This is a genomic window from Rhizobium sp. CB3060, from assembly GCF_025200735.1.
In the GTDB taxonomy this organism is placed as follows: Bacteria; Pseudomonadota; Alphaproteobacteria; order Rhizobiales; family Rhizobiaceae; genus Rhizobium.
In genome coordinates, this window is the sequence record NZ_CP104158.1 from 677333 (window position 1) to 700680 (window position 23348).

The following is a 23348-nucleotide window of genomic DNA, read 5'->3' on the forward strand; positions in this document are numbered from 1 at the left end:
ATTGCTTCGCGCCCAACCGGCCGGTATAGCTCAGCCATGAGATTGCGCAGCGACATCTTCGTATCCGCCCTGACCCGCCGTCTTTTTGCCCGCGGCGATTTTGCCGCTGTGGAACATAAGGGGGCGGAGGAGGCGGGAGCGATCTTCATCCGCCAGCGTTTTCGCGATGGACTGGAAACGCTTTATGCTCCAGCTCCGCAAAGCTTCTTCGATGAAGAGGAAAGCGGGACGCGCCTGTTCGAAATCCGTTTGGATCGCAGGGAACCCGAAGATGTCAGGCAGACGCTTGATCGTGAGCTGAAATTCGACCCCGATCTCTGGATCATCGAGCTGGAGACCGACGATATTGCCGATATCGTGCCGTTGGTCGAGCAACGCAGCAATCCTCTGTGACAGAGAAATAGCTCTATCGGCATCAGGGCAGGCAGTCTTCTGAGTCTACTTCCGGTGGCCACCGGCTGGTGTCATGGTCGGGGTGCTGCCGGTTCGACGCGATGATGCGGGGCAGGTATCCGTTCGGATCAACCGCATAGGTCGGATGATTTCCCGGGAGCTCATGCAGGCTGCCATACCAGGAAACCCTGCTTTCATTGCCGTATTGAACAACCGGCGGCACCTGATCGGGCTGGTCGAAGGTTCCCGCAAGAATGCCTATGTCTTCGAACTTCGGATATTCAAAAATCATCGGCGTGCCGCAATCCTTGCAAAAACCGCGTCGCGCCAGGGCAGAACTCTGAAACCAGGAAAACGCGCCCCGCGTCACTCGAAACGCGCTCTTCATGACAGGGCAGATGACCGCAAACGGCCCGCCGACCGCTTTCTGGCACATTCGGCAATGGCACACATGCACGTTTTGAGGAGGCAGGTCGCAGGCAAAGCGAATGGCGCCGCATTGGCAGCCACCGGTCAACGGATGGGCAGTCGCATCATGGTTCATGTCGCTGTCCGCGTGTGGAGGTCGGCAGGCCCGCGATCCTACCATGCAATAGCTGGAGGCGACACGCGAAGAACTTACGGGCTAAATCAACGCGAGCGGCTGACGACACGCAATTCGCGGATCGGACTCGCCTTAGGGCCGAAAAGCGGCGTGCCCGGGCGGACCGCAGGCTTCTGTTCGGGCGGCAGATAAGTGTACCGGTCGGCGCGGCGCCAAGCTTCTACACGGGCCTGACTTTCCTCTGCATCGATGCTGTCGAGCACCAGCCAGGCGCGGCTGACGCTGCCATGCTGTTCGGCCAGATGCGGATAGAAGCGCTCCAGCGCATAGACGGCGTCGGCAAAGCCCATGCCGAGGCTCGTCAGCGTCACTGCCAGTTGCTGGCCGGACGTGTCGATCATGATGCGCTCGGCAAGCCAACGGCTCGAGGAAAGTGCGTCGGCAAGCGTGGCGGCAAATTGCTGCGCCTCGCGCTCGCGGGCGAAACGCACCAGCAATGCTTCCTGCACATCGGAAAGGCTGCGCAGGCCCAGACGATCCCTATCGTCACGGCCGAGATGGCGGGCGACCTGCTTGATCTTCTGCCGCAGGGCTTCCTCACGGGCAAGGCGCTCGGCCTCAATGCCCGCAGCGCTCGGTTCCGGCACTAAGGCCGGAGCAGGAGCGGCCGGCGGGGTCGCCGATATTGTCATGCCGCGTTCCGGCTCGGCCTGATGCAGGCTGACAAGGGCGTCGATGACTTTCGGCGATAGTGAGGGTCGGCGGACGATCGCTTTCGCATGCGCGGCGCCCTGCGTGCGGGCGATGGTGATCAGCGTATCGTCGTCGATCGCTTGCGAACTCGCCAGAAAAGGGGCGGCGATGGCGATCGGCTGACAGCCGATGAAAAGGGAGACGGCCGGCGGCACGGTTGGGCATTGGGAGAGTGCGGCGACGGCCTGGCGTTTCGCTTCGTCGGATGAGGCCTGGAAGAGGGGAGTAAAGAGCTCGGCAAACTGGCGAAGCTCCGATTTCGATGGATGATTCAAACCTTCGAAACTGGTCACCGTCGCCATCAGGACCACATCTTTCTTGCGGACTGTCGCAGGCTCTTCGAGGTCTCGAAACCGGTCACGCACGCCAACACCCATACTGATACGCAAAACAAAAAAGACGGGAGCCGGATCGGCAAACCTGCGCGCCGCTGTGTTTTTCTCTGGCCGAGCCGGATCGCGCTTTGGTTTTTGCGGGCGCTATCGGCGATGGCTATCGAAACGGGCGTGGACACGGTCGTCCTGATCTGGCTTTTTCGGAAGAGTAAGGGGCGCAGGGTTAATGGTTCGTGAAAACTTTATTAAAATCCAAATAAAAATTGCGCGTTAAGCTTGCGTGGGGATGGAAGTCGAATTTTGGCCTGATCGGCTGCGTCAGCGGGCGCTCAACCTTTACGAAAGCTATCTCGCCGTGACGCACTGACTAGCGTGTTCAACTTATAAGGGTTTCGGGGATTAACCTGCCCGCTTGGGAAAGTTGCCCGGGAGAAGCTCGCAGCATCAAGGGCTCAGAGCGTCTTATGCTCCCGCAAGGCGGCCAGTAGTCTTTCGGAGGTATTATAGCCGGATTGAAACAGGCCGAGCGCCGCCGTTGCCGCGAACTGGGCCTCGGCGCTTTTGATATCTATCCGCTTCTCCAGGCACCATTTATCCAACGCGCCGCGCAGCACGATAATGTCCTCCGGGGAGAAGAACGAATTGGTCGTCGCTGACATTGCCCGCCCTCAGGTTGCCCCCTTTACAATACGTCAAATTTTCGTTGCCGCAAATAATATTTGCATGACACTTTTCTGCAACGCTCGCATCTGACCGGCTACCGCGAATAAAAGATATTTTTTACCTAAGAGCATGATTTCACAATATTTTACTGCTCAAATGATTCTAGAGATTTTTACATCGCATATGAAACCAAATCCGCCCTCCCAGCGTTAGAAGATCACGGCGCCGCGAAAGCCGAGGGAGTGCCAAAGCAAGCCGCGGCAATGATTAGCATTCTGTTAACTACAGTATGTCTCAATTCGGGTGATAACGGCGATTTGCAGAGTTTAGTCGCATGATTATTCGCATGGCCGCCACAGTTGGGCGTCCATGTCACGGTGTCTGGGGAATGCCGTGAGAATGGCGTGAATGCCCTGTTGTCAGAGCCGCAGGAGGCGGCGAAGATTTTGGGGAGCGCCAGCCCGCTTGGGAATAGCGGGCAGGATGAAATTAATCGCAAGTTCATCCGTCTCGGGCCGTAAATGGAGACGAGAATGGCAGAGATCATATCCCTTTTGGATCGAAGATCGCGGTTGCCGCTGCGGGCTCAGAAGGAGCCGGTGGAGGCGAAGATTCTTCTGTTCACCGGCGTCCGCTACGAGCGCCTCGACGTCAGCTCCCATCGTCCCGGAACGGGACCAAAGCGGGCGAAGGGCAAGTAGTTCGGCACTATGCCGGCGAGATGCGCCGGCACGACCCCTTCGGGGCGACTTCGATATCGTGGCCCGTGAGCCACGATACGGATGCAATCCACTCGCCGGTTCTTAACTGAAACGGCATCCAGCTTCGCGATTAGATCTTACCGTCCATCAAACACGTCGCAGCCGGCTTCCGAGAGGAAGTTCCGTGCGGCGGCGTCAAAGCTTGCTTGTGGCGCCATTGTGCGCAGCACGACATAGCCCTGCGCGCGCGGCGCTTCGACCAGGATCGATTGTGCGAGCGACGGCGGCAATGCCTTGCGGATCCCCGTGAGCTGGATCGGCGAGGCAAGCAGCAAATCCAGCACGCCGCCGACCGAAGTGCGGTCGCTCATGCTGAAGACCTCGTTCGATGCGGCGTCATAAACGGACAGCGACCAGAACGGCACCTTTCCCTTGGCCGTCAGCCGGATTGGCTGAGTTCCGATGTCGAAGGCACAAACGGCCGTACGAATGTAGGGGTCGCTATTGGAAAGCCCTGAATCGTCATCCTTGTCGTCCAGCGTATAGAAGTGGTTTTCATCGCCCTCATCCTCGACACGGGTATAGGCGTCGCGATCGGAAAAATGCGGCAGGGAGAGGATGATGATGACATGCAGGAGCGTGGCGCCAAGCAGGCCAGTCAGAATGGCGAAGACGACCCTAAACATGACCGCACCTGATTTTCTCGAGCTTCGGCATGGACAGATCGATAAGGCCGGAATTGCCTGCCGCAGGCGAATCCAGCAGCGTCCACACCAGGCGGAAGTTGCCGGAAGCGGGCAGCGCCAGCCAATTGCCCGCCTGTGCGTCCGGCGAAACGGTAATGGTGAAGCTCGAATCCGGATTGCGCAGTATAATCCAGGAATTGAGCGCAGACGGCCGGCCAGGAGATCCGCCAAGCGGCTCGCCGTCATTGCCCGCGATGAACAGCGTCCATAGCCGCGCCGGCGGCGTCTGGCCGCTGATGCGATAGCTGCAGCCCGCCGTCAGCCGCGCGCCGGTATCGTCATCGGAGGCGGTGAACGTCAGCCCCTCCGCCGTGCCATAGAGCAATCGTCCCGCACGGGCGCGATGCGATTTCGCGTAAGGATCGGCGTCGACCGTGTGCATTTCCGGAAATGCCTGCCAGGTGCCGAGCTTGATTGCGCCGAAACCGGAGGTCGCATCCAGCGCAAAAAGCGTGAATAGAATCCCCCCGCCAAAGGCGATTATCAGCGAAAGCGCAACAAGAAGGGGAACCCGGAACACTCTAAGATCGTCCTCGTGACCAACTAGAGGCCTGATTTATCCCTGATTCGAAGGGGTGGGGGAAGTGCGGGCAGCTGCTTGCCGATCTTGCCTCACCAAAAGAAGCGGCGGCAACAGGTCGGTTCGGGGTTGGCAAGCATGAAGCCGCGGGCAGCCTGATTTTACTCCGCCGCTGCCATTTTCTGTGCGGCGAGTGGCGCTGCCGCCTTCAGCTTCTCGCCGATATCGCGCAGGATTTTCGTGGAATCCACCGACAGCGAGCGCGGCCGAACGAGCGGGGGCAGGGCGTTGTCATCGGGCGCCTGGGCTTTCTTGGCAGCCACGGTCTGCGGCTTTTGCACCGGGAAGGGATTGTCGATGCCGGGGATTGGCTTCAGCACGATGCCCTGGTGGGCATAGTCCATGATCTTCTTGAAGGTCATGGCCGGCAGCGTGCCGCCCGTCATGTTGTTGGTCGAGGTGTAGTCGTCGTTGCCGAACCAGACGGCGCAGGTGTAGTTGCCGGTGAAGCCGATGAACCAGGCATCGCGATAGGCCTGCGTCGTACCCGTCTTGCCGCCGACGAGGATGCCGTGGTCGAGCGCTGCCTTGCGCCCGGTGCCGATGATCGGGATCTGGGTCAGCATCTGGTTCATGTAGGAATTGGCTTTTTCGGAAAGCACGCGTTTGGCCGGCGGCTCGTCACGCGCGAAATCGTAGAGCACCTTGCCGTCATAGCCCATGATTTGCGCAATGCCGTGCCGGCGTGACTGCATGCCGTCCGCCGGGAAAACCGAATAGGCCGTCGCCTGGTCGAGTACGGTCACTTCCGACGTGCCGATCGGAATGGTCTTGTCGTTGCGGATCGGCGTCTCCACACCCAAGGCCTTGGCCATGTCGCGGATCGGCTGGATGCCGAATTTCTCCTTGGCGAGACGAACTGGAATGGTGTTGATGGACTGCGCGATCGCCTGCGTCAGTGTCACCTTGCCTTCATAGCGGTTTTCATAATTGTGCGGGCTCCAATTGCCCCAACTGATCGGCGCGTCGACGATGGTCGACGTCGGCGTCATGCCGTTCTCCATGGCAACGGAATAAGTGTAGATCTTAAAGGACGAGCCTGGCTGACGCAGGGCTTTGGTGGCGCGGTTGAACTGGCTTTCGCCGTAATCCCGGCCGCCCACCATGGCGCGTACCGCCCCGCCGTTTTCGATCATGACGCTCGCACCCTGCGAGGCGTGATAGCGTTCGCCATATTCCATCAGGCTGGACTCGATGGAATCCTCCGCTGCCTTCTGCAGGCCCATGTCGATCGTCGTGCGGACGATCAGCGAACGCTCGGGGAAGTGGACAGCCAGTCGCTGCACCTCGTCGAAGGCCCAATCGAGGAAGAAATCCGGTGATTCGATCTGGGCGCGATCGACGACCGAGGCGGGATTGCGCCTGGCGGCAATGACTTGCCCTTCGGTCATTAGACCGCTTTGCACGAGGTTGGTGAGGACATCGTTGGCGCGGGCGCGCGCTGCCGGCAAGTTCACATGCGGCGCATATTTCGCCGGCGCCTTGAATAGACCCGCAAGCATCGCCGCCTCGGCCAGGTTGACGTCGCTGATGCTCTTGCCGAAATAGAACTGCGCCGCCGCGGCAGCACCGAAGGTTCCGCCGCCCATATAGGTGCGATCGAGATAGAGGCTCAAGATCTCCTTCTTGGAAAGATTGGCCTCCAGCCAGATCGCCAGGAAGGCTTCCTTGATCTTGCGGTCTATCGAGCGCTCGTTACTGAGGAAGATATTCTTGGCAAGCTGTTGCGTCAGCGTCGAGCCACCTTGGACGACGCCGCCAGCCTGCGCATTGACGGTCAGCGCCCGGAACAGGCCGAAGACATCAATGCCGAAATGGTCGAAGAAGCGACGATCCTCCGTCGCCAATACCGCCTTGATGAAATAGTCCGGCAACTGGTCCACCGGCACGGAATTCTCATGAATGATGCCGCGATGACCGATGACGCTGCCGTAACGATCGAGGAAGGTGACGGCGAAGTTGCCGCGGTTGCGCCAGTCTCCTTGCGTGGCTTCGAAGGCCGGCATGGCGAGCATCAGCATGACGATGGAACCGGCGGTGCCGAGCGTCAGCCCTTCGCCAAGCAGTTCGAACAGGATGCGTTTCCAGCCGCGGGCGCGAAAACGGCGGAAGAAAATGGTAACATCTTCCCAGAGTTCGGCGAGGCGGAATCCGGCATTCCACAGGGTAGAGTCGATCCATGAATCGATACGCAGGAAAAAATGCCGCTTCCGGCGTGGCCGCTGCTCCGCTTGGCCCTCCGGCTGTGCATCGGGCTTGGTCTCAGGCCCGTTTTCTGGGTTGGATGGGTCTTCCACGCTCTACTTCCCGACCACAATGCCTCAGTGCGTATTCCCTTGGGGCACGCAAAGCCTACCTCTCATAGACCGGTGAATTGAATAATTGGTTGATTTAGGGAAAAGAACAAGAGACATGCATGCCGCAGCCCGCATTTCCCTCGCGAGCGGCGAGGAAGACGACGATGGACGACATACCTTTTTGGAAGAGCAAGACGCTGACGGAGATGAGCACACCCGAATGGGAAAGCCTGTGTGACGGCTGCGGCCTCTGTTGTCTCAACAAGATCGAGGAGTGGGATACGGGCGACGTCTATTTCACCTCGATCCGCTGCAAGTTGATGGACGGCGAAAGCTGTCGCTGCACCAGCTACCCGAACCGCTGGGATTTCGTGCCTGATTGCGTGCAACTGACGCCGGAGAAAGTTCCGGAGCTGGAATGGTTGCCGCCTACCTGTGCCTATCGCCTCGTCAACGAGGGGCGCGACCTCTACTGGTGGCATCCGCTGATATCGGGCGATCCGGAAACGGTTCACATAGCCGGCGTCTCCGCCCGCGGTCGCACGGTCAGCGAAAGCGATGTCGATCTCGACGATTTCGAAGACTACATCGTCGATTGGCCGTTGACGGTGGAAGACGACATGGAGGCTAGTCCTCCGGCAAGGCCATAGATTTCGGCGCCACATTGCGCCATGCCTGCCGCACGAGCGCGTGTATCGTGTCGTCATCCAGGACATGATGGAAAAGCCGCGTCCAGCCCTTGAGCCCCCAGGCGCCCGGCACGGCGAGGACGTGTTCCGAGACGGTTGCCAGCACCATCTGCTGCTGATCGGGCGTCAGCTTGACAACACAGAATTCAGGGTGCGGAAGCGTCAGATAAATTTTCCCGCGAACGCGAAAATCCCGATTCCCAAAATGCGAGCTCTCCACCGTTTCCGGTAGGCCATGCGCAAAGGAAATGAGGTCGTCGTCGGTCATGAGCGGAAGATTAGCATGGAAGCCGAGTGCACCGCAGCCGTCCGCTTTTCTCCGCCTCGTGCGACGAAAGGGCCGCCCCACCGAGGCCGCTCCTCGTTGAAATAACCGAATACGCATGATATCGCGCGGTGCCTTCGCAAATGCATAGGGAGCCTCCGCGTGATCCGTCATATCGTCTTCTTCACCGTTCCCGATCGCGCCAATCTTGAAGCCGTACGGTCCGGCCTGTCGATCCTGACGGCTATTCCGCATGCGCGCCTGCTGGAGATCGGAACGAACGTGAAGACCGACCAGCTCGGCACCGATGTCGATCTTGTGGTCTATGGCGAATTCGACGACGAAGCGGCTTTGGCAGCCTACAAGGCGCATCCGAACTATCAGCTTTCCATCGAACGCGTCCGCCCGTTGCGCGAAATGCGGATCGCGGCGGACTATGAGAGCACGACGGCGGTGCGGAAGCCGGTCTAGTATGGTCCTTCGCTGAAGGGACAGCTATTCGCCAATCTTTTCAAAAGCCTGGATAGCCTCGCGGAATCAAGTTCGCCGCATTCGCATGCATCGCGCGAAGCTTTTGACTCAACTTCTCACGCCTTGGAAGCAATGCTCGAAAACATGGCGCGAAGCGATTCAAAAGACTCAAGGAAACCCAAGTGTTTTACGTGGGTAAAACACTTGAAGGCCGGTCGTATCGGCCGATTAGGCACCCCCGATCACGGGCGTGCTTATGCGTTGATGATAATCAAGATAGATTAAAAATGACTGACTTTTGCGGTTTACGGCGGAAACCGGTGCCGTGAGCAATTGCGATGCCGATATGCTGCACGCGCAATTTGCCGTGTGCGTCATCGATAGGGGGTCGGCGGCTGAGATTTGGAACGTTTGGCGGGCCGCCGCCTTCCCATCGTTGATATCGCCACTGTCGGGTCGAATTAGCGCAAGATCTTAGATGGGATGGGACGTCCGACCGCACGTTCTGCGCGTGGAAAATTACGCCCCATTCATTTGCCATTCAGACGCGTTTGGGTAAATATTTGCTCAAGTTAATGTCCCCGTGGGAAGTCTGGAGCATGGCATCATTTCTGAGCATAGCAGCAGCGGCCGCCATCATGGCCGGCTCGGCTGTTCTGCCGACGCCGACGCCGACCCTGGTGGCGCGTGCGAACAGCGACTGCAGCGAGGCGGCCGCCGAGGTGGTTGCAAAGACGGGGGGACAGCTCCTTTCCGCACAGCCGTCAGGCGATAGCTGTGTCATCACCGTTCTCGTCCAGGGTAATGGCCAGCGGCCGCGCAAGGTAACCATGAAGGTGCCGATGTAGGTGGAAACACTTTCACGCCGCCGCGCAAAGGACTCTCTAACGCTTTGAATCTCACGCAAAATCTTTAATGGCCGAGTGATTCCACGCGAGCCTCATTTGCAGTACTATTTCTCAAACCAGGGAAATTGGGTCGGAAGATGCGCATTCTTATAGTCGAAGATGATATCAACTTGAATCGGCAGCTTGCCGAAGCCTTGAAAGAGGCGGGCTATGTGGTCGATACCGCCTTCGACGGCGAGGAGGGGCATTTCCTGGGTGAGACCGAGCCCTACGACGCCATCATCCTCGATATCGGCCTGCCGGAAATGGACGGGATCACGGTACTGGAGAAGTGGCGCGGTGCGGGGCGGGGGACGCCCGTATTGATCCTGACGGCTCGCGATCGCTGGAGCGACAAGGTCGCCGGCATCGATGCGGGCGCCGACGATTATGTCGCCAAGCCTTTTCACGTAGAAGAGGTACTGGCCCGAATCCGGGCGCTGATCCGTCGCGCCGCTGGCCATTCGTCATCGGAAATCATCTGCGGCCCGGTGCGCCTCGACACCAAGAGCTCGAAGGCCACGGTCGACGGCAAGCCGCTGAAGCTCACCTCGCACGAGTACAGGCTGCTTGCCTATCTCATGCATCACAAGGGCGAAGTTGTCTCGCGCACGGAGCTGGTCGAGCATATGTACGACCAGGATTTCGACCGCGATTCCAATACGATCGAAGTTTTCGTCGGCCGTCTGCGCAAGAAGATGGGTGTCGACCTGATCGAAACAGTGCGGGGTCTCGGCTATCGTATCCAAGCGCCGACCAATGCGAATTAAGTCACTCACCGCCCGCGTTCTGCTGTTGACCACACTCTGGTCCGCCGTGGCGCTGGTGGTGATCGGCCTCGTCATTTCCAATATCTATCGCAAGAGCGCCGAACGCGGTTTTCAGGACCTGCTGAGAGCGCAGCTCTATAACGTCATCAACTCCGTGACGATCGGTGACCAAGGGGCGTTGTCGGGCAGCCCGCAGCTCGGCGACCTGCGTTTCGCTCAGCCGAAGACAGGCTGGTACTGGATGGTCGAACCGCTCGGCACCTATACGGCGACGCCATTGGTTTCGCCCTCCCTCGGCGCGTCGAGCTTGCCCGTTCTCTCGGTTCTGGAAGCGCCTTTCGATAAGAATTATGAGCGCTACTACATCGTCACCGACGCCTTTGGAAACCAGGTACAGGTTGCCGAGACCGAAGTCGTGCTCGATACCGACGGACGCGCCGCGCGCTTTCGCGTCACCGGCAATGTCGCGGTGGTGGAGGACGATGTCCGCAATTTTTCCCATAGCCTCTATTTCGCACTCGTCGGCTTCGGCGTCGGCAGTCTCGTCGTCAACGCTCTCGCCATTCTCTATGGCCTGATGCCGCTCGATAAGGCGCGCGGGGCGCTGGAGCGCATCCGCGCCGGCGAGAGCGAGCGATTGCATGGGGATTTCCCGCGTGAGATCCTGCCGCTCGCCAACGAGGTCAATGCCCTCATCGACAGCAACCGCCGCATTGTGGAGCGAGCGCGCATGCAGGTCGGCAACCTCGCCCATTCGCTGAAGACGCCGATCGCGGTTTTGTTGAACGAGTCCCGCGTGCTGGAACGCTCGCACGGCGATCTCGTCAAGAACCAGGCCGAGGTCATGCAGGGGCAGGTGCAATCCTACCTCAACCGTGCCCGCATCGCCGCCCAGCGCGAATCCGTGCTGGCCCGCACCGACGCGGAGCCGGCGCTGGAGCGGCTGGTGCGCGTCATGCGGCGGCTCAATGCCGATAAGGAATTCGAGCTTTCCGTTTCGCCGCACCTGTCGCTTGCCATGGAGCAGCAGGATCTGGAGGAGACGGTCGGCAATCTCCTGGAAAATGCCGCGCGTTTTGCCGAACGCAAGGTGCGCGTCGCCGCCAACGAAGCGCCAGCCGAGGTAAAGGGCATCGATCCGGCGCGACGGCACTGGGTAGAGCTGGTGGTCGAGGACGATGGGCCGGGCCTGGAGCCGGATCAGATCCGCGAGGCGATGAAGCGTGGCCGCCGGCTGGATGAAAGCAAGCCCGGCACCGGTCTCGGCCTGTCGATCGTCAGCGAGATCACCAACGAATATCAGGGGCGGTTCGAGCTGTCCCGTGGTTCCTGGGGCGGACTTCGCGCCAGCCTAATTCTACCGGGGGTAACAAAGGATGTTGCGTGACGCGCGGCATGATGCCAGAAAGACGCGGTGCGCCATAGTGATGCCGCATCGCAGTACCTCTAGTTTTGCTCGTTGATACTGGTTCGGTTGTATGAAGCTTCGCACTTTTTTTCTGATTGCCCCGTCCCTTCTTGCCCTTATCGCCCTTTCCGGCTGCTCGACCACGAGCGGCAAAGGCGGCGTGACGGGCTTTCTATCTTCCTCCGCTAAACCAGCCTCCTCGGCGCGCTATATCTCGGCCTTGGAGGGCGGCATCGTCGGCCGCACGGGCATCAAGCTCAGCGACAATGACAAGCAACGGGCGCTGGAAGCGGAATATCGGGCGCTGGAAACCGCGCCGCTCGGTCAGCCTGTCGCCTGGACGGGCAAGAACGTCCGTGGCGAGGTCGTGGCCGCCGCTCCCTATCAGGTCGGCTCGCAAAATTGCCGCCAATACACCCATACGATCACGGTCGACGACAAGCCGACCCAGGCGAGAGGAGCTGCCTGCCGCAACGACGACGGTACGTGGACGCCGCTGAATTAGATCCCCCGCCTGAAAATCGCGGCTAAACGCCTCAAATCTTCGTCAATGCGGCTTTGACGGTTGGAATAAGCGGCCTGTTAAAGTATTGGGCGTCTATGCTGTTCTGGATTCTCGTGGCCGTTCTGACGGCTGTTGTCGGTGCCATCCTGCTCTCCCCCCTTTTGCGTGGAGCAAAGGTGGCTGATGACGGTCGTGCCGGCGAGGCTGCCGTCTATCGCGATCAACTTCGCGAGCTGGACCGCGATCTTGCGGGCGGCCTGATTTCGCAGGAAGAGGCCGGCTATGCCCGCGCTGAAATCGGCCGCCGTCTACTTGCCGTTTCAGGCGCCGGACCGAGTGCCGCGAAGGTGCCAGCCCGCGGCCATTACCTTTCCCAGGCCTTCATCATCGTCCTGCTGCCGGTCGTCTGTCTCTGTCTCTATCTTGTGAAGGGCAATCCCGGCCTGCCGTCGCAGCCGCTGCAAGCGCGCCTCGAACATCCCGGCAACGATCTCGCCATCTCGATCGTCAAGGTCGAGCAGCATCTGGCGCAGCAACCGGATGACGGCAAGGGTTGGGAAGTGCTCGCGCCGATCTACCTCAAGACCGGCCGCATCGGCGACGCGGAACTCGCCTATCGCAATGTCATCCGTCTGCTCGGTCCCAATGCCGAGCGGCTTGGCAATCTGGGCGAAGTTCTGATCATGAAGGCCGATGGCATCGTGACGGCGGAGGCGCGCAGCTCGTTGCAGCAATCCCTTGCGCTTGATGCCGACAATCCCCGAGCGCTCTTCTATCTCGCTTTGGCGCTGGAGCAGGATGGCAAGGCGGAGCAAGCAAAGACGGCCTTCGAGGCGCTGGCGAAGCAATCGCCCCCCGATGCGCCCTGGATGGCTGCCGTCAACGATCATATCGTCAAGAACGGCGGCGCGGCCGATACCGCCACGGCAGATTCGGCAAATGCCAATGCGCCCGGAAATCCGACCAGCGAGCAGGTTGCCGCCGCAGATGCGATGAACAGCGGCGACCGTCAGCAGATGATCCGCGGCATGGTCGAGAGCCTCGACGCCAAGCTCAAGGATGATCCCAGGAATTTCGAAGGCTGGATGCGGCTGATCCGCTCCTATGCCGTGCTGAAGGACACGGACCGCGCGGTGGATGCGCTGAAGCGGAGCCTGAAGACTTTCCCGGCCGACGGCGGCGAAGGCAAGCAGCTTCTGGCATTGGCGAAGGAGCTCGGACTGCCGACGGAGGTGACGCAGCAATGACCCGCAAGCAGAAACGTCTGGCTGTCATTGCCGGCGGCATGGGCTTCATCGCCGCCGCAGTGCTGCTCGTTCTCTTCGCCTTCAGCCAGTCGGTCGCCTATTTCTATATGCCGGCCGACCTCGCCAAGAATCCGGTCAACGCCGGTACGCTGATCCGCCTCGGCGGTCTCGTCGGCCAGGGCAGCGTGGTGCGCGGCGACGGAACGCAGGTGCAGTTTTCCGTCACTGACGGTACGGATGCGATCAAGGTCAAATATAATGGTATCCTGCCGGATCTCTTCCGCGAAGGGCAGGGTGTGGTCACGGAAGGCAGGTTCGAGCCGGGCAGCGACATCTTCGTTGCCGACAGCGTGCTTGCCAAGCATGATGAGCGCTATATGCCGAAAGAAGTCGCCGACAAGCTGAAGGCGGACGGCGTCTGGAAGGGCGAGGAAGCCAGCCAATGATCATTGAGCTCGGACACTATGCGCTGGTGTTGGCGCTTGCGACCGCGATCATCCTCTCGATCATCCCGGTCATCGGCGCACGGCGAGGCGACTTGTCGATGATGGACATTGCGCCGGTCGGCGCCGTCGTCTTGTTCGCACTGGTCGCCTTTTCCTTCGGCGTTTTGACTTATGCCTATGTCGCCTCCGATTTTTCGGTGCTGAACGTCTGGGAAAATTCCCATTCGCTGATGCCGCTGATCTTCAAGATCTCCGGCGTCTGGGGCAATCACGAAGGATCGATGATGCTCTGGTTGCTGATCCTGGCACTGTTCAGCGCCCTGGTGGCGCTGTTCGGGCGCAACCTGCCGGACACGCTGCGCGCCAATGTGCTTGCCGTGCAGTCCTGGATCTCGGCCGCCTTTTTGATCTTCATCCTTTTGACCTCCAACCCGTTTCTCCGTATCAATCCGGCCCCGGCTGAGGGCAAGGACCTCAATCCGGTGCTGCAGGATATCGGCCTGGCCGTTCATCCGCCGCTGCTTTATCTTGGCTATGTCGGCTTCTCCGTCTGTTTCTCCTTCGCCGTCGCCGCTCTGCTCGAAGGCCGCATCGACGCCGCATGGGCGCGCTGGGTTCGCCCCTGGACGCTGGCTGCCTGGACCTTTCTGACGCTCGGCATCGCCATGGGCTCCTATTGGGCCTATTACGAGCTTGGCTGGGGCGGCTGGTGGTTCTGGGACCCGGTGGAGAACGCCTCCTTCATGCCCTGGCTCGCCGGCACCGCGCTCCTGCATTCCGCGCTCGTCATGGAGAAGCGCGATGCGCTGAAGATCTGGACGATACTCCTGGCGATCCTGACATTCTCGCTGTCGCTGCTCGGCACCTTCCTGGTGCGCTCCGGCGTGCTGACCTCGGTGCATTCCTTCGCCAGCGATCCGACGCGCGGCATCTTCATTCTGTGCATCCTTTTGATCTTCATCGGCGGGGCGTTGTCGCTTTTCGCCCTGCGCGCCCCGAAGCTTGCCGCCGGCGGCCTGTTCGCGCCGATCTCGCGCGAGGGGTCGCTGGTGTTGAACAACCTCATTCTGACGGTTGCCTGCGGCACGGTGCTGACGGGTACGCTTTATCCGCTGGCGCTGGAAACGCTCACAGGCGACAAGATTTCAGTCGGCCCGCCCTTCTTCAACATGACCTTCGGCCTGCTGATGACGCCGATCCTGATCGCGGTTCCTTTCGGGCCGCTGCTTGCCTGGAAACGCGGTGATCTGCTCGGCGTGCTGCAGCGGCTCTATGTCGCCGCAGGCCTTGCCCTGATCGCGGGTCTCGCCCTGTTCTACGTCCGCCATGGCGGACCGGTGCTTGCCGTTTTCGGCCTGGCCGCCGGTTTTTTTCTGGTTTTCGGCGCAGTGGCTGATCTCTGGTACCGCGCCGGTATCGGCAAGATGGCGGGGAATATCGCGTGGCGGCGTTTGGTCGGTTTGCCGCGTTCGGCTTTCGGAACGGCGCTCGCTCATGCCGGGCTCGGCATCACCGTGCTTGGCATCGTCGCGGTGACGACATTCCAGTCCGAAAACATCACCGAGATGAAGCCGGGCGGCGCGGCCGAGCTTGGCGGCTATACGCTGCACTTCGAAGGCATCCAGCCCGGCGTCGGCCCGAACTACACCGAGGATCGCGCCCGGTTTACGGTCAGCCGCGGCGGCGTCGCCGTCGCCAACATCTCGTCCTCCAAACGACTTTTCACCGCCGGCCGCACCGCCACGACCGAGGCCGGCATTCTGACGCTTGGCCTCAGCCAGCTTTATGTCTCGCTCGGTGATCCGACCAATGATGGTGGCATGGTCGTGCGCATCTGGTGGAAGCCCTTCATCATCTGCATCTGGGGCGGCGCCATCGTCATGGCGCTCGGCGGCTTCGTTTCCCTAAGCGACCGCCGCCTGCGCGTCGGCGCGCCGAGCCGCAAGGCAAAGCCGGTCCGTCCGGCGATGGAGCCGGCGGAATGAGGCGCGTGCGGCTAATTCCGCTTCTCCCCGTGGGGGAGAAGGTAAAAGCGCTTATGCGTCTGCTCCTTATTGTTCTACTTCTTGCTCCCACCGCCGCCTTCGCAGTCAATCCCGACGAAGTTCTTCCCGATCCGGCCCTTGAGGCCCGGGCGCGGACGATTTCGGCCGAATTGCGCTGCATGGTCTGCCAGAACCAGTCGATCGACGATTCCAATGCCGATCTTGCCCGTGACCTGCGCCTCCTGGTGCGCAAGCGCCTCGTCGCCGGCGATAGCGACAAGCAGGTGCTGGACTATGTCGTTTCCCGCTATGGTGAGTTCGTGCTGCTGAAGCCGCGCCTCAGCGAAAAGACGTTGTTGCTCTGGGGTGCGCCGGCCGCTCTGTTCGTTCTCGGTGGCCTCGCTCTTGTCATCTATGCCTGGCGCCGCGTAGGTAAGCCGACGGGCACCCAGCTAACGGCAGAAGAAGAAGCGCGTCTGAACGACATTCTCGGCAAGTGACATTGCACGACAAGTTGTCTTTACCGCATCGAAAACATTTCGCTACATTACGAATTTTTCATTGGTCGGACAGTTCGCTGTAAGGTCGGAAGGCCTATATCTTGCCCATGACCCATCACCGCCGGTTCCATCGGCAAAGAGAAATCGGACGAGAGAAGAAAAGGTAACTCGCATATGTTCAGGAATATCAAGGACGCTTTGTCCCGTAGCACGGCTATGAAAGCTTCCGTCGTCGCCGGCCTCGCTGTCGCTGCTCTCGCCACTGGCGTTCCCGCTGAAATCAGCCGCTCCTATGCCGATGCCGTCAATGTCCAGGCCCCGCAGGTCCCGAGCTTCGCCAATGTCGTCGACGCCGTATCTCCGGCAGTCGTGTCCGTTCGCGTCGAATCCCGCGTCAATCCGGTCGCTGATGAAGACGATTCCTTCGGCCTCGGCCGTGGCTTCGACGAACTGCCGGATGATCATCCGCTGAAGAAGTTCTTCAAGCAGTTCGAACAGCAGCAGGGGCATAACCAGCAACAGGGCCAGCAGAAAGGCCAGCCGGACAATAAGGGCCGCCTGCGCCCGGTTGCCCAGGGCTCCGGCTTCTTCATTTCCGAAGACGGATATCTCGTCACCAACAACCACGTTGTTTCCGATGGCGCGGCTTTCGTCGTCGTCCTCAATGACGGCACCGAACTCGACGCCAAGCTGATCGGCAAGGACCCGCGCACCGACCTCGCGGTGCTGAAGGTCGATGGCAAGGGCAAGAAGTTTACCTATGTCAACTGGGCCGATGACAACAAGGTTCGCGTCGGCGATTGGGTCGTTGCCGTCGGCAACCCCTTCGGTCTTGGCGGCACGGTCACAGCCGGCATCGTCTCGGCCCGCGGCCGCGATATCGGCTCCGGTCCCTATGATGACTTCATCCAGGTCGACGCAGCCGTAAACCGCGGCAACTCGGGCGGCCCGACCTTCAACCTCAACGGCCAGGTCGTCGGTATCAACACCGCCATCTTCTCGCCGTCGGGCGGCAGTGTCGGCATCGCCTTCGCAATCCCCGCCGATACCGCAAAGAACGTTGTCACCGATTTGATCAAGAGCGGTACCGTATCGCGTGGCTGGCTTGGCGTGCAGATCCAGCCGGTAACCAAGGATATCGCCGAATCCCTCGGCCTGTCCGAGCCGAACGGCGCGCTCGTCGTATCCCCGCAGGATGGCTCTCCGGGCCAGAAGGCAGGCATCAAGAACGGCGACGTCGTGACGGCCGTTAACGGCGACCCGGTCAAGGACCCGCGCGATCTCGCCCGCCGTATCGGCGCGATGCAGCCGGGCTCCAAGGTCGATGTTTCGCTATGGCGTAACGGCAAGGCTCAGTCGGTCACCGTCGAACTCGGCACGCTGCCGGCCGACCAGAACCAGGCTTCGAACGACGACAATTCGCAGCAGCCCCAGCCGCAGCAGCCGTCCTCGGAAAAGGCGCTTGCCGATCTCGGCCTCACCGTCGGTCCGTCCGATGACGGTAAGGGTGTCGCGATCACCGGCGTCGATCCGGACTCCGACGCCGCCGACAAGGGCGTGAAGGAAGGCGAGAAGATCACCTCGGTCAACAACCAGCAGGTCTCCAATGCCGGAGACATTGCCAAGGTCATCGATCAGGCGAAGAAGGACGGCCGCACCCGCGCGCTGTTCCAGATCCAGTCCAACGACGGCAGCCGCTTCGTCGCTCTGCCGATCACTGCGGGCTGATTTTCGGCCAATTGAATGCATTGGGAGCCGCGCAGGCCACGGCTTGCGCGGCTCCTTTGTTTCCAGGGCATGGTTTCCAACATGCGCGATCGTGCAGGACCATGGCTTATCGACGAACGGCTTTCAGGGCAGGTAGAAGATGACAACCGCTGGCCAACATACTGTGAACTTTTCCGATTCCGGTTGTGCTGAGGCATCGCCGGCGGGTAATGTTGCCCACATGAAGATTTTGATTATCGAAGACGATCTCGAGGCTGCCGCCTATCTCACCAAGGCGTTTCGCGAGGCCGGCATTGTCGCCGACCATGCGAGCGACGGTGAGAGCGGCCTGTTCATGGGCACGGAGAACGCTTACGATGTCGCCATCATCGATCGCATGCTGCCCCGCCGCGACGGTCTTTCCGTCATCAGCGAGCTGCGTCGCAAAGGCGTGCATACACCTGTTCTCATTCTCTCCGCTCTCGGCCAGGTCGACGACCGCGTAACCGGCCTTCGTGCCGGCGGCGACGACTACCTGCCGAAGCCATACGCCTTCAGCGAATTGCTCGCCCGCGTCGAAGTACTCGGCCGCCGCAAGGGCACGCCGGAACAGGATGTTCTTTACCGTGTCGGCGATCTGGAGCTCGACCGGCTGTCGCATGAAGTTCGCCGCGGCGGCAAGGAGATCCTTCTCCAGCCGCGCGAATTCCGCCTGCTTGAATATCTGATGAAAAATGCCGGCCAGGTGGTGACGCGCACCATGCTTCTCGAAAACGTCTGGGATTACCATTTCGATCCCCAGACGAACGTGATCGACGTACACGTCTCGCGCCTGCGTTCGAAGATCGAAAAGGACTTCAGCCAGCCGCTGCTGAAGACGATCCGCGGCGCCGGCTACATGATCAAGGACGAGGGATGAGCCGCTTTCGCGTTCTCTTCAAGTCTACCGCAGTCCGCCTGTCCGCCCTTTACATCCTTCTTTTTGCGCTCTGCGCCGCCACGCTCGTCTTCTACGTAACGGCCATGTCGGAGCGGTTGCTGACCGGGCAAATCCGCGATGCCGTGCAGCAGGAGGTCAATCAGGTCAAGCGCGCCTACGATGTCGGCGGGCTGAACCTGTTGCTGCGCACGATGGAGCGTCGCGCGCGCCAGCCGGGCGCCAATCTCTATGTCATCGCCAGCCCCTCCGGCGATATCCTGGCCGGCAATGTCGCCTCGGTGCAGCCAGGCGTCCTCGGCGAAGCCGGCTGGACGGAATTGCCCTTCATCTATGAGCGCTATACCGACACCGGCACCGACCCTGAACGACGGCACCTGGCGATCGCCAATATCTTCCTTCTCGACAACGGCCTGCGCATTCTGATCGGTCGCGACCTTGGTGAACCGGAGCGGTTCCGGGTGCTGGTGCGGCAAGCCTTGATGCTGGCGCTGGCGATCATGGGCCTCGGCGCGCTGGTCATCTGGTTCGGTATCGGCCGCAACGCGCTGAAGCGCATCGACCGCATGACCGATGCCAGCCGCAAGATCATGGCCGGCGATCTCTCACAGCGGCTGCCGGTCGGCGGCTCCGGCGATGAATTCGACCGCATGTCGGCATCGCTGAACGCCATGCTGGAGCGCATCGAGAAACTGAACGAAGGCTTGCGGCAGGTCTCCGACAACATCGCCCATGATTTGAAGACGCCGCTGACACGGCTGCGCAACAAGGCCGCGGGCGCGCTCGACAATGCCGACAGCGAAGGGCGCCGTGTCGCGCTTGAGGGCATTATCGGCGAGTCCGACCAATTGATCCGCACCTTCAATGCGCTGCTGATGATCTCTCGCGTCGAGGCCGGTTCCGTGGCCGCCGAGATGACCGGCATCGACCTTTCCTCCATCGTTGCGGACACGGCCGAGCTTTATGAGCCGGTAGCCGAAGAAGCGGGTCTGGCGCTGACGACCGAGATCGAGCCCGATGTCGAGGTGCAGGGCAATCGCGAGCTGATCGGCCAGGCGATTTTCAATCTGATCGACAACGCCGTCAAATATGCCTCGGGCTGTCCGGGCAAACAGACGGTCGTGTTGAAACTCTCGCGTACGCCGGGTGCCGTAAACCTCGCCGTCGCGGATCATGGTCCGGGCATTCCTGCCCATCAGCGGGCGGATGTGGTCAAACGCTTCTTCCGTCTGGACGAGAGCCGCTCCAAGCCTGGCACCGGCCTTGGTCTTGCTCTGGTGGAAGCGGTGATGGAGCTGCATGGTGGACGGCTCGAACTTTCCGATACCGACCCGGCCAGTGCAAACGCGCGCGGTCTGACGGTAACCATGATCTTCCCCACGCAGGAACAATAGATTAATCCTGCCCTACCGGATTGCTTCATACAGGGTCTCCATATCGGCTTCCGATCCTGGAGATCACGCAGGATTCAAGATGTTACTGCGTGCCTAGCACGTCCGCTCGGACGCGCGGCGCAGTAGGAGGAGAGCTGCATGACGATGACGGAAAGCGATTTTCTGCAGGATGTTCCGCCCGGGCGGCTTCGCCCGCTCAACCAGACGGAGCTGAAAGCGACGCTCGCCGACCTCAAAGATATCGCCACATCGGAACCTGCCATCGCCGCTCTTCTCGGGAGTGACAGCCCGTTGCGCGACTTCATCTTCGCCGCGTTGACGCTCTCGCCCCATCTCCGCGAAATGGCCAATCTCGACCCGGCGCTCCTCGTCGCAGCCATCAGCAAGCCGTTGTCGCCGCAGATCGAGGTCCTGGTAGCCGAGGCTCGCCGCGCCTGGCTGCCGGCGCAAGATGGCGCACCGTCGCCTTCGGAATCCGAGGTCATGAGCCGCCTGCGCATCGCCAAACGCCGCGCCTCATTCCTGATCGCGCTCGCCGATCTCGCCCGCATTTTCGACGGAAGAACGACGACGCGCTGGCTGAGCGCCCTTGCCGAGGCCTCGATTTCGGCAGCGATCGATCATTTGCTCTTATCGTCGCACGAGGTCGGCAAGATCGCGGTTCGCGATCCTTCCACGCCGAGCCGTGGCTCCGGCCTCATCGTGCTCGGCATGGGCAAGCTCGGCGCCGAAGAGCTGAATTATTCCTCCGATATAGACCTCGTTATTTTCTTCGACGAAATGGCGGGTGTCGTTGCCAATCCCGACGATGCGATCGACATTTTCCCGCGGCTGATGCGCCGCCTGGTGCGTATCCTGCAGGAGCGCACTGCCGACGGCTACGTCTTTCGCACCGATCTCCGCCTGCGTCCCGATCCGGGGTCTACGCCGCTTGCCATTCCCGTCGATGCGGCGATGATCTACTACGAGGGCAGGGGACAGAACTGGGAGCGCGCCGCCTTCATCAAGGCGCGTGCCGTCGGCGGCGACATTGCCGCCGGCCAGGCCTTCATCCACGACCTCGTGCCCTTCGTCTTCCGCAAATATCTCGATTACGCGGCGATATCGGACATCCACTCCATCAAGCGGCAGATCCATGCGCACAAGGGTCATGGGGCGATTGCCGTCAAGGGTCACAATGTCAAGCTTGGCCGCGGCGGCATCCGCGAGATCGAGTTCTTCGTGCAGACGCAGCAGTTGATCGCCGGCGGCCGCATGCCGGCACTGCGCTGCCGCGCCACCGAGGAAACATTGGGGGAACTGACCAGGGCGAAATGGATAGATGCGGAAACGCGCGACGAACTGACGGAAGCCTATTGGTTTCTGCGCGATGTCGAGCATCGCATCCAGATGGTGCGCGACGAGCAGACGCATCTGCTTCCCGAAACGGATGTCGAGTTGAAGCGTATCGCCTTCATGATGGGCTTTTCCGATCTGTCCGGCTTTTCCGAGGCGCTGGTTGCCACGCTAAAGACGGTGGAGCGGCGCTATGCCCGTCTATTCGAGCAGGAGACCAAGCTTTCGACCGAAACCGGCAACCTCGTGTTCACCGGTCAGGGCGACGATCCCGATACGCTGAAGACGTTGCGCCGCCTCGGCTTCGAGCGCTCCTCCGATATCTCCCATGTCATCCGGACATGGCACTATGGCCGCTATCGCGCCACGCAATCGGTCGAGGCGCGCGAGCGATTGACTGAATTGACGCCGGAATTGCTGCGCGTGTTCGGTGAGAGCAAGCGGGCAGATGAGGCGCTGCTGCGTTTCGACAGTTTCATCTCCGGCCTGCCGGCAGGCATCCAGCTTTTCTCGCTGCTCAGCACAAATCCGGCGCTGCTTTCGCTCATCGTCAATATCATGTCGTCGGCGCCGCGGCTTGCCGAAATCATCGCCGCCAAGCCGCATGTCTTCGATGGCATGTTGGACCCCGGCCTGATGGCGGAGCTGCCGACGCGCGACTATCTGGCCGAGCGGATCAAAAGCTTTCTGGCGCCTGCGGTACACTACGAGGAGGTGCTGGACCGGCTGCGCATCTTCGCCTCGGAGCAGCGCTTCCTGATTGGCATCCGTCTCCTGACAGGCGCGATCGCTGGCACCATGGCCGCCCGTGCCTTCACCTATCTTGCCGATCTGATCGTGGAAGCGGCATTGAACGCGGTGATGAAGGAAATCCAGGCGGCCCATGGCGATCATCCAGGCGGTCGCGTTGCCATCGTCGGCATGGGCAAGCTCGGCAGTTTCGAGCTCACCGCGGGTTCAGACATCGATATCATCCTGCTTTACGACTATGACGATGAAGCCGGCGAATCCACCGGGCCGAAGCCGCTCGATGCGACGCGCTATTTCACCCGCATCACCCAACGGCTGATGGCTGCGCTCTCCGCGCCGACGGCGGAGGGCGTGCTCTATGAAGTCGACATGCGCCTGCGTCCGTCCGGCAACAAGGGCCCGGTCGCGACGCGCATCAATTCCTTCGAGAAATATCAGCGCGGAGAGGCCTGGACCTGGGAGCATATGGCGCTCTCCCGTGCGCGCCTGATCTGCGGCGACGCGGATCTCGTGCTGAATGCGGAGCGGATCATCGGCGAGGTGCTTTCGGCAAGGCGCGATGTTCCCAAGATCGCCAAGGATGTCGCCGAGATGCGGGGGCTGATCGAACAGGAAAAGCCGCCCGTGAGCATCTGGCACCTGAAGCTCATACCCGGCGGCCTGATCGATATCGAATTCATCGCGCAATATCTGCGGCTGATCGCACCCGCCCGGGGCGTCGGGATCGACGCCAATGGCCTCAGCACCGGCGAGGCGCTAAAGCTGCTGGGCGGCAGCCTGATGGACCGCAACGATCTCGACCTCTGCCTGGAGGCGTTGCATCTTTATACTGAATTGTCGCAGTTGATCCGGCTTTGTGTCGATGGACCGTTCGATCCGGACAAGGCGCCTTCCGGCCTGATCGAGCTGGTTTGCCGCGCTGGCGATTGCCCCGACATCAAGACGCTGGAAGCGGAACTGAAGCGACTTTCGAAAGCGGTGCGGAAAGTCTTCCAGTCGGTAGTGAGAGCCTAAAGCATGTCGCGCAAAAGCGCGCAGCG

The 23348-nt window shown here is 60.9% G+C and carries 23 protein-coding genes; 16 read left to right on the forward strand and 7 right to left on the reverse strand.

Annotation, left to right across the window (positions count from 1 at the left end; genetic code table 11):
- Positions 1–36 precede the first annotated feature (36 nt).
- The gene (locus N2601_RS03380) at positions 37–393 is read left to right on the forward strand and encodes a DUF1491 family protein (protein ID WP_104822436.1); all 357 of its coding nucleotides are present in this window, start codon (positions 37–39) and stop codon (positions 391–393) included.
- A 22-nt stretch (positions 394–415) separates the two neighbouring features.
- Here N2601_RS03380 and N2601_RS03385 read toward each other — a convergent pair whose 3' ends face one another.
- The 3 genes from N2601_RS03385 to N2601_RS03395 all read right to left on the reverse strand — a co-directional run bounded on the left by N2601_RS03385 (position 416) and on the right by N2601_RS03395 (position 2684).
- A complete protein-coding gene (locus tag N2601_RS03385; protein WP_260303424.1) occupies positions 416–910 on the reverse strand; it encodes a GFA family protein in 495 nt (164 codons plus the stop codon).
- Positions 911–1023: 113 nt separating this feature from the next.
- Positions 1024–2055 (reverse strand): DUF2336 domain-containing protein, encoded by a 1032-nt coding sequence (locus N2601_RS03390; RefSeq protein WP_199773528.1) that lies wholly within the window; start codon positions 2053–2055, stop codon positions 1024–1026.
- A gap of 422 nt (positions 2056–2477) precedes the next feature.
- On the reverse strand, positions 2478–2684 hold the full coding sequence (locus tag N2601_RS03395) for a hypothetical protein (protein ID WP_104822439.1): 207 nt from the start codon (positions 2682–2684) through the stop codon (positions 2478–2480).
- Between the two features lie 537 nt (positions 2685–3221).
- On the opposite strand from N2601_RS03395, the gene N2601_RS03400 reads away from it, so the two are divergent.
- Positions 3222–3389 (forward strand): hypothetical protein, encoded by a 168-nt coding sequence (locus N2601_RS03400; protein ID WP_166656783.1) that lies wholly within the window; start codon positions 3222–3224, stop codon positions 3387–3389.
- A gap of 137 nt (positions 3390–3526) precedes the next feature.
- On the opposite strand, the gene N2601_RS03405 is transcribed toward N2601_RS03400, so the two are convergent.
- The 3 genes from N2601_RS03405 to N2601_RS03415 form a co-directional block, all read right to left on the reverse strand.
- Positions 3527–4075 carry a DUF1254 domain-containing protein gene (locus tag N2601_RS03405; protein WP_260303426.1) on the reverse strand — a complete coding sequence of 183 codons (549 nt, stop codon included), beginning with the start codon at positions 4073–4075 and terminating at the stop codon, positions 3527–3529.
- Positions 4068–4655, reverse strand: coding sequence for a DUF1214 domain-containing protein (locus tag N2601_RS03410; RefSeq protein ID WP_104822441.1), 588 nt, complete (start codon positions 4653–4655; stop codon positions 4068–4070). Before N2601_RS03410 ends, N2601_RS03405 begins: the two co-directional genes overlap by 8 nt.
- A gap of 161 nt (positions 4656–4816) precedes the next feature.
- A complete protein-coding gene (locus N2601_RS03415) occupies positions 4817–7012 on the reverse strand; it encodes a transglycosylase domain-containing protein (RefSeq protein ID WP_104822442.1) in 2196 nt (731 codons plus the stop codon).
- A gap of 164 nt (positions 7013–7176) precedes the next feature.
- Between N2601_RS03415 and N2601_RS03420 the strand changes: the two genes are divergently transcribed.
- A complete protein-coding gene (locus tag N2601_RS03420; protein WP_104822443.1) occupies positions 7177–7662 on the forward strand; it encodes a YcgN family cysteine cluster protein in 486 nt (161 codons plus the stop codon).
- Here N2601_RS03420 and N2601_RS03425 read toward each other — a convergent pair.
- Entirely contained in the window at positions 7640–7969 is a 330-nt protein-coding gene (locus tag N2601_RS03425) for an MmcQ/YjbR family DNA-binding protein (RefSeq protein WP_104825030.1), read from the reverse strand. The two genes, N2601_RS03420 and N2601_RS03425, sit on opposite strands and share 23 nt — an antisense overlap.
- A 159-nt stretch (positions 7970–8128) precedes the next feature.
- Here N2601_RS03425 and N2601_RS03430 point away from each other — a divergent pair, with 159 nt between their 5' ends.
- The 13 genes from N2601_RS03430 to N2601_RS03490 all read left to right on the forward strand — a co-directional run bounded on the left by N2601_RS03430 (position 8129) and on the right by N2601_RS03490 (position 23322).
- Complete coding sequence (locus tag N2601_RS03430) at positions 8129–8437, forward strand: Dabb family protein (RefSeq protein ID WP_104822444.1); 309 nt, start codon at positions 8129–8131, stop codon at positions 8435–8437.
- A 599-nt stretch (positions 8438–9036) separates the two neighbouring features.
- Positions 9037–9285 (forward strand): hypothetical protein, encoded by a 249-nt coding sequence (locus N2601_RS03435; protein ID WP_104822445.1) that lies wholly within the window; start codon positions 9037–9039, stop codon positions 9283–9285.
- Between the two features lie 137 nt (positions 9286–9422).
- Positions 9423–10094: a response regulator transcription factor gene (locus tag N2601_RS03440; protein WP_104822446.1), complete on the forward strand. Its 672-nt coding sequence runs from the start codon at positions 9423–9425 to the stop codon at positions 10092–10094.
- Positions 10084–11481 (forward strand): sensor histidine kinase, encoded by a 1398-nt coding sequence (locus N2601_RS03445; protein ID WP_104822447.1) that lies wholly within the window; start codon positions 10084–10086, stop codon positions 11479–11481. The genes N2601_RS03440 and N2601_RS03445 overlap by 11 nt, the downstream gene beginning before the upstream one ends.
- 91 nt (positions 11482–11572) lie before the next feature.
- Complete coding sequence (locus N2601_RS03450; RefSeq protein WP_104822448.1) at positions 11573–12007, forward strand: hypothetical protein; 435 nt, start codon at positions 11573–11575, stop codon at positions 12005–12007.
- Between the two features lie 95 nt (positions 12008–12102).
- Positions 12103–13254, forward strand: coding sequence for a c-type cytochrome biogenesis protein CcmI (gene ccmI / locus N2601_RS03455; RefSeq protein ID WP_104822449.1), 1152 nt, complete (start codon positions 12103–12105; stop codon positions 13252–13254).
- The gene (gene ccmE / locus N2601_RS03460; protein WP_104822450.1) at positions 13251–13700 is read left to right on the forward strand and encodes a cytochrome c maturation protein CcmE; all 450 of its coding nucleotides are present in this window, start codon (positions 13251–13253) and stop codon (positions 13698–13700) included. Before ccmI ends, ccmE begins: the two co-directional genes overlap by 4 nt.
- Entirely contained in the window at positions 13697–15685 is a 1989-nt protein-coding gene (locus N2601_RS03465; RefSeq protein WP_104822451.1) for a heme lyase CcmF/NrfE family subunit, read from the forward strand. Before ccmE ends, N2601_RS03465 begins: the two co-directional genes overlap by 4 nt.
- Positions 15686–15738: 53 nt before the next feature.
- Positions 15739–16185, forward strand: coding sequence for a cytochrome c-type biogenesis protein (locus N2601_RS03470; protein WP_104822452.1), 447 nt, complete (start codon positions 15739–15741; stop codon positions 16183–16185).
- 174 nt (positions 16186–16359) lie between these two features.
- A complete protein-coding gene (locus N2601_RS03475) occupies positions 16360–17913 on the forward strand; it encodes a Do family serine endopeptidase (RefSeq protein WP_104822453.1) in 1554 nt (517 codons plus the stop codon).
- A 139-nt stretch (positions 17914–18052) separates the two neighbouring features.
- Positions 18053–18811 carry a response regulator transcription factor gene (locus N2601_RS03480; protein WP_104822454.1) on the forward strand — a complete coding sequence of 253 codons (759 nt, stop codon included), beginning with the start codon at positions 18053–18055 and terminating at the stop codon, positions 18809–18811.
- Positions 18808–20223: a sensor histidine kinase gene (locus N2601_RS03485; protein ID WP_104822455.1), complete on the forward strand. Its 1416-nt coding sequence runs from the start codon at positions 18808–18810 to the stop codon at positions 20221–20223. The genes N2601_RS03480 and N2601_RS03485 overlap by 4 nt, the downstream gene beginning before the upstream one ends.
- A gap of 138 nt (positions 20224–20361) precedes the next feature.
- Positions 20362–23322, forward strand: coding sequence for a bifunctional [glutamine synthetase] adenylyltransferase/[glutamine synthetase]-adenylyl-L-tyrosine phosphorylase (locus tag N2601_RS03490; RefSeq protein ID WP_260303429.1), 2961 nt, complete (start codon positions 20362–20364; stop codon positions 23320–23322).
- The last annotated feature ends 26 nt before the right edge of the window (positions 23323–23348 follow it).

Coding starts and splice junctions, on each gene's coding strand:
- N2601_RS03490 (WP_260303429.1), top strand. CDS start 20,362: ATGACGATGACGGAAAGCGATTTTCTGCAGGATGTTCCGCCCGGGCGG.
- N2601_RS03445 (WP_104822447.1), top strand. CDS start 10,084: ATGCGAATTAAGTCACTCACCGCCCGCGTTCTGCTGTTGACCACACTC.
- N2601_RS03425 (WP_104825030.1), bottom strand. CDS start 7,969: ATGACCGACGACGACCTCATTTCCTTTGCGCATGGCCTACCGGAAACG.
- N2601_RS03400 (WP_166656783.1), top strand. CDS start 3,222: ATGGCAGAGATCATATCCCTTTTGGATCGAAGATCGCGGTTGCCGCTG.
- N2601_RS03405 (WP_260303426.1), bottom strand. CDS start 4,075: ATGTTTAGGGTCGTCTTCGCCATTCTGACTGGCCTGCTTGGCGCCACG.
- N2601_RS03480 (WP_104822454.1), top strand. CDS start 18,053: ATGACAACCGCTGGCCAACATACTGTGAACTTTTCCGATTCCGGTTGT.
- ccmI (WP_104822449.1), top strand. CDS start 12,103: ATGCTGTTCTGGATTCTCGTGGCCGTTCTGACGGCTGTTGTCGGTGCC.
- N2601_RS03470 (WP_104822452.1), top strand. CDS start 15,739: ATGCGTCTGCTCCTTATTGTTCTACTTCTTGCTCCCACCGCCGCCTTC.
- N2601_RS03380 (WP_104822436.1), top strand. CDS start 37: ATGAGATTGCGCAGCGACATCTTCGTATCCGCCCTGACCCGCCGTCTT.
- N2601_RS03440 (WP_104822446.1), top strand. CDS start 9,423: ATGCGCATTCTTATAGTCGAAGATGATATCAACTTGAATCGGCAGCTT.
- N2601_RS03475 (WP_104822453.1), top strand. CDS start 16,360: ATGTTCAGGAATATCAAGGACGCTTTGTCCCGTAGCACGGCTATGAAA.
- N2601_RS03420 (WP_104822443.1), top strand. CDS start 7,177: ATGGACGACATACCTTTTTGGAAGAGCAAGACGCTGACGGAGATGAGC.
- N2601_RS03450 (WP_104822448.1), top strand. CDS start 11,573: ATGAAGCTTCGCACTTTTTTTCTGATTGCCCCGTCCCTTCTTGCCCTT.
- N2601_RS03485 (WP_104822455.1), top strand. CDS start 18,808: ATGAGCCGCTTTCGCGTTCTCTTCAAGTCTACCGCAGTCCGCCTGTCC.
- N2601_RS03465 (WP_104822451.1), top strand. CDS start 13,697: ATGATCATTGAGCTCGGACACTATGCGCTGGTGTTGGCGCTTGCGACC.
- ccmE (WP_104822450.1), top strand. CDS start 13,251: ATGACCCGCAAGCAGAAACGTCTGGCTGTCATTGCCGGCGGCATGGGC.
- N2601_RS03435 (WP_104822445.1), top strand. CDS start 9,037: ATGGCATCATTTCTGAGCATAGCAGCAGCGGCCGCCATCATGGCCGGC.
- N2601_RS03395 (WP_104822439.1), bottom strand. CDS start 2,684: ATGTCAGCGACGACCAATTCGTTCTTCTCCCCGGAGGACATTATCGTG.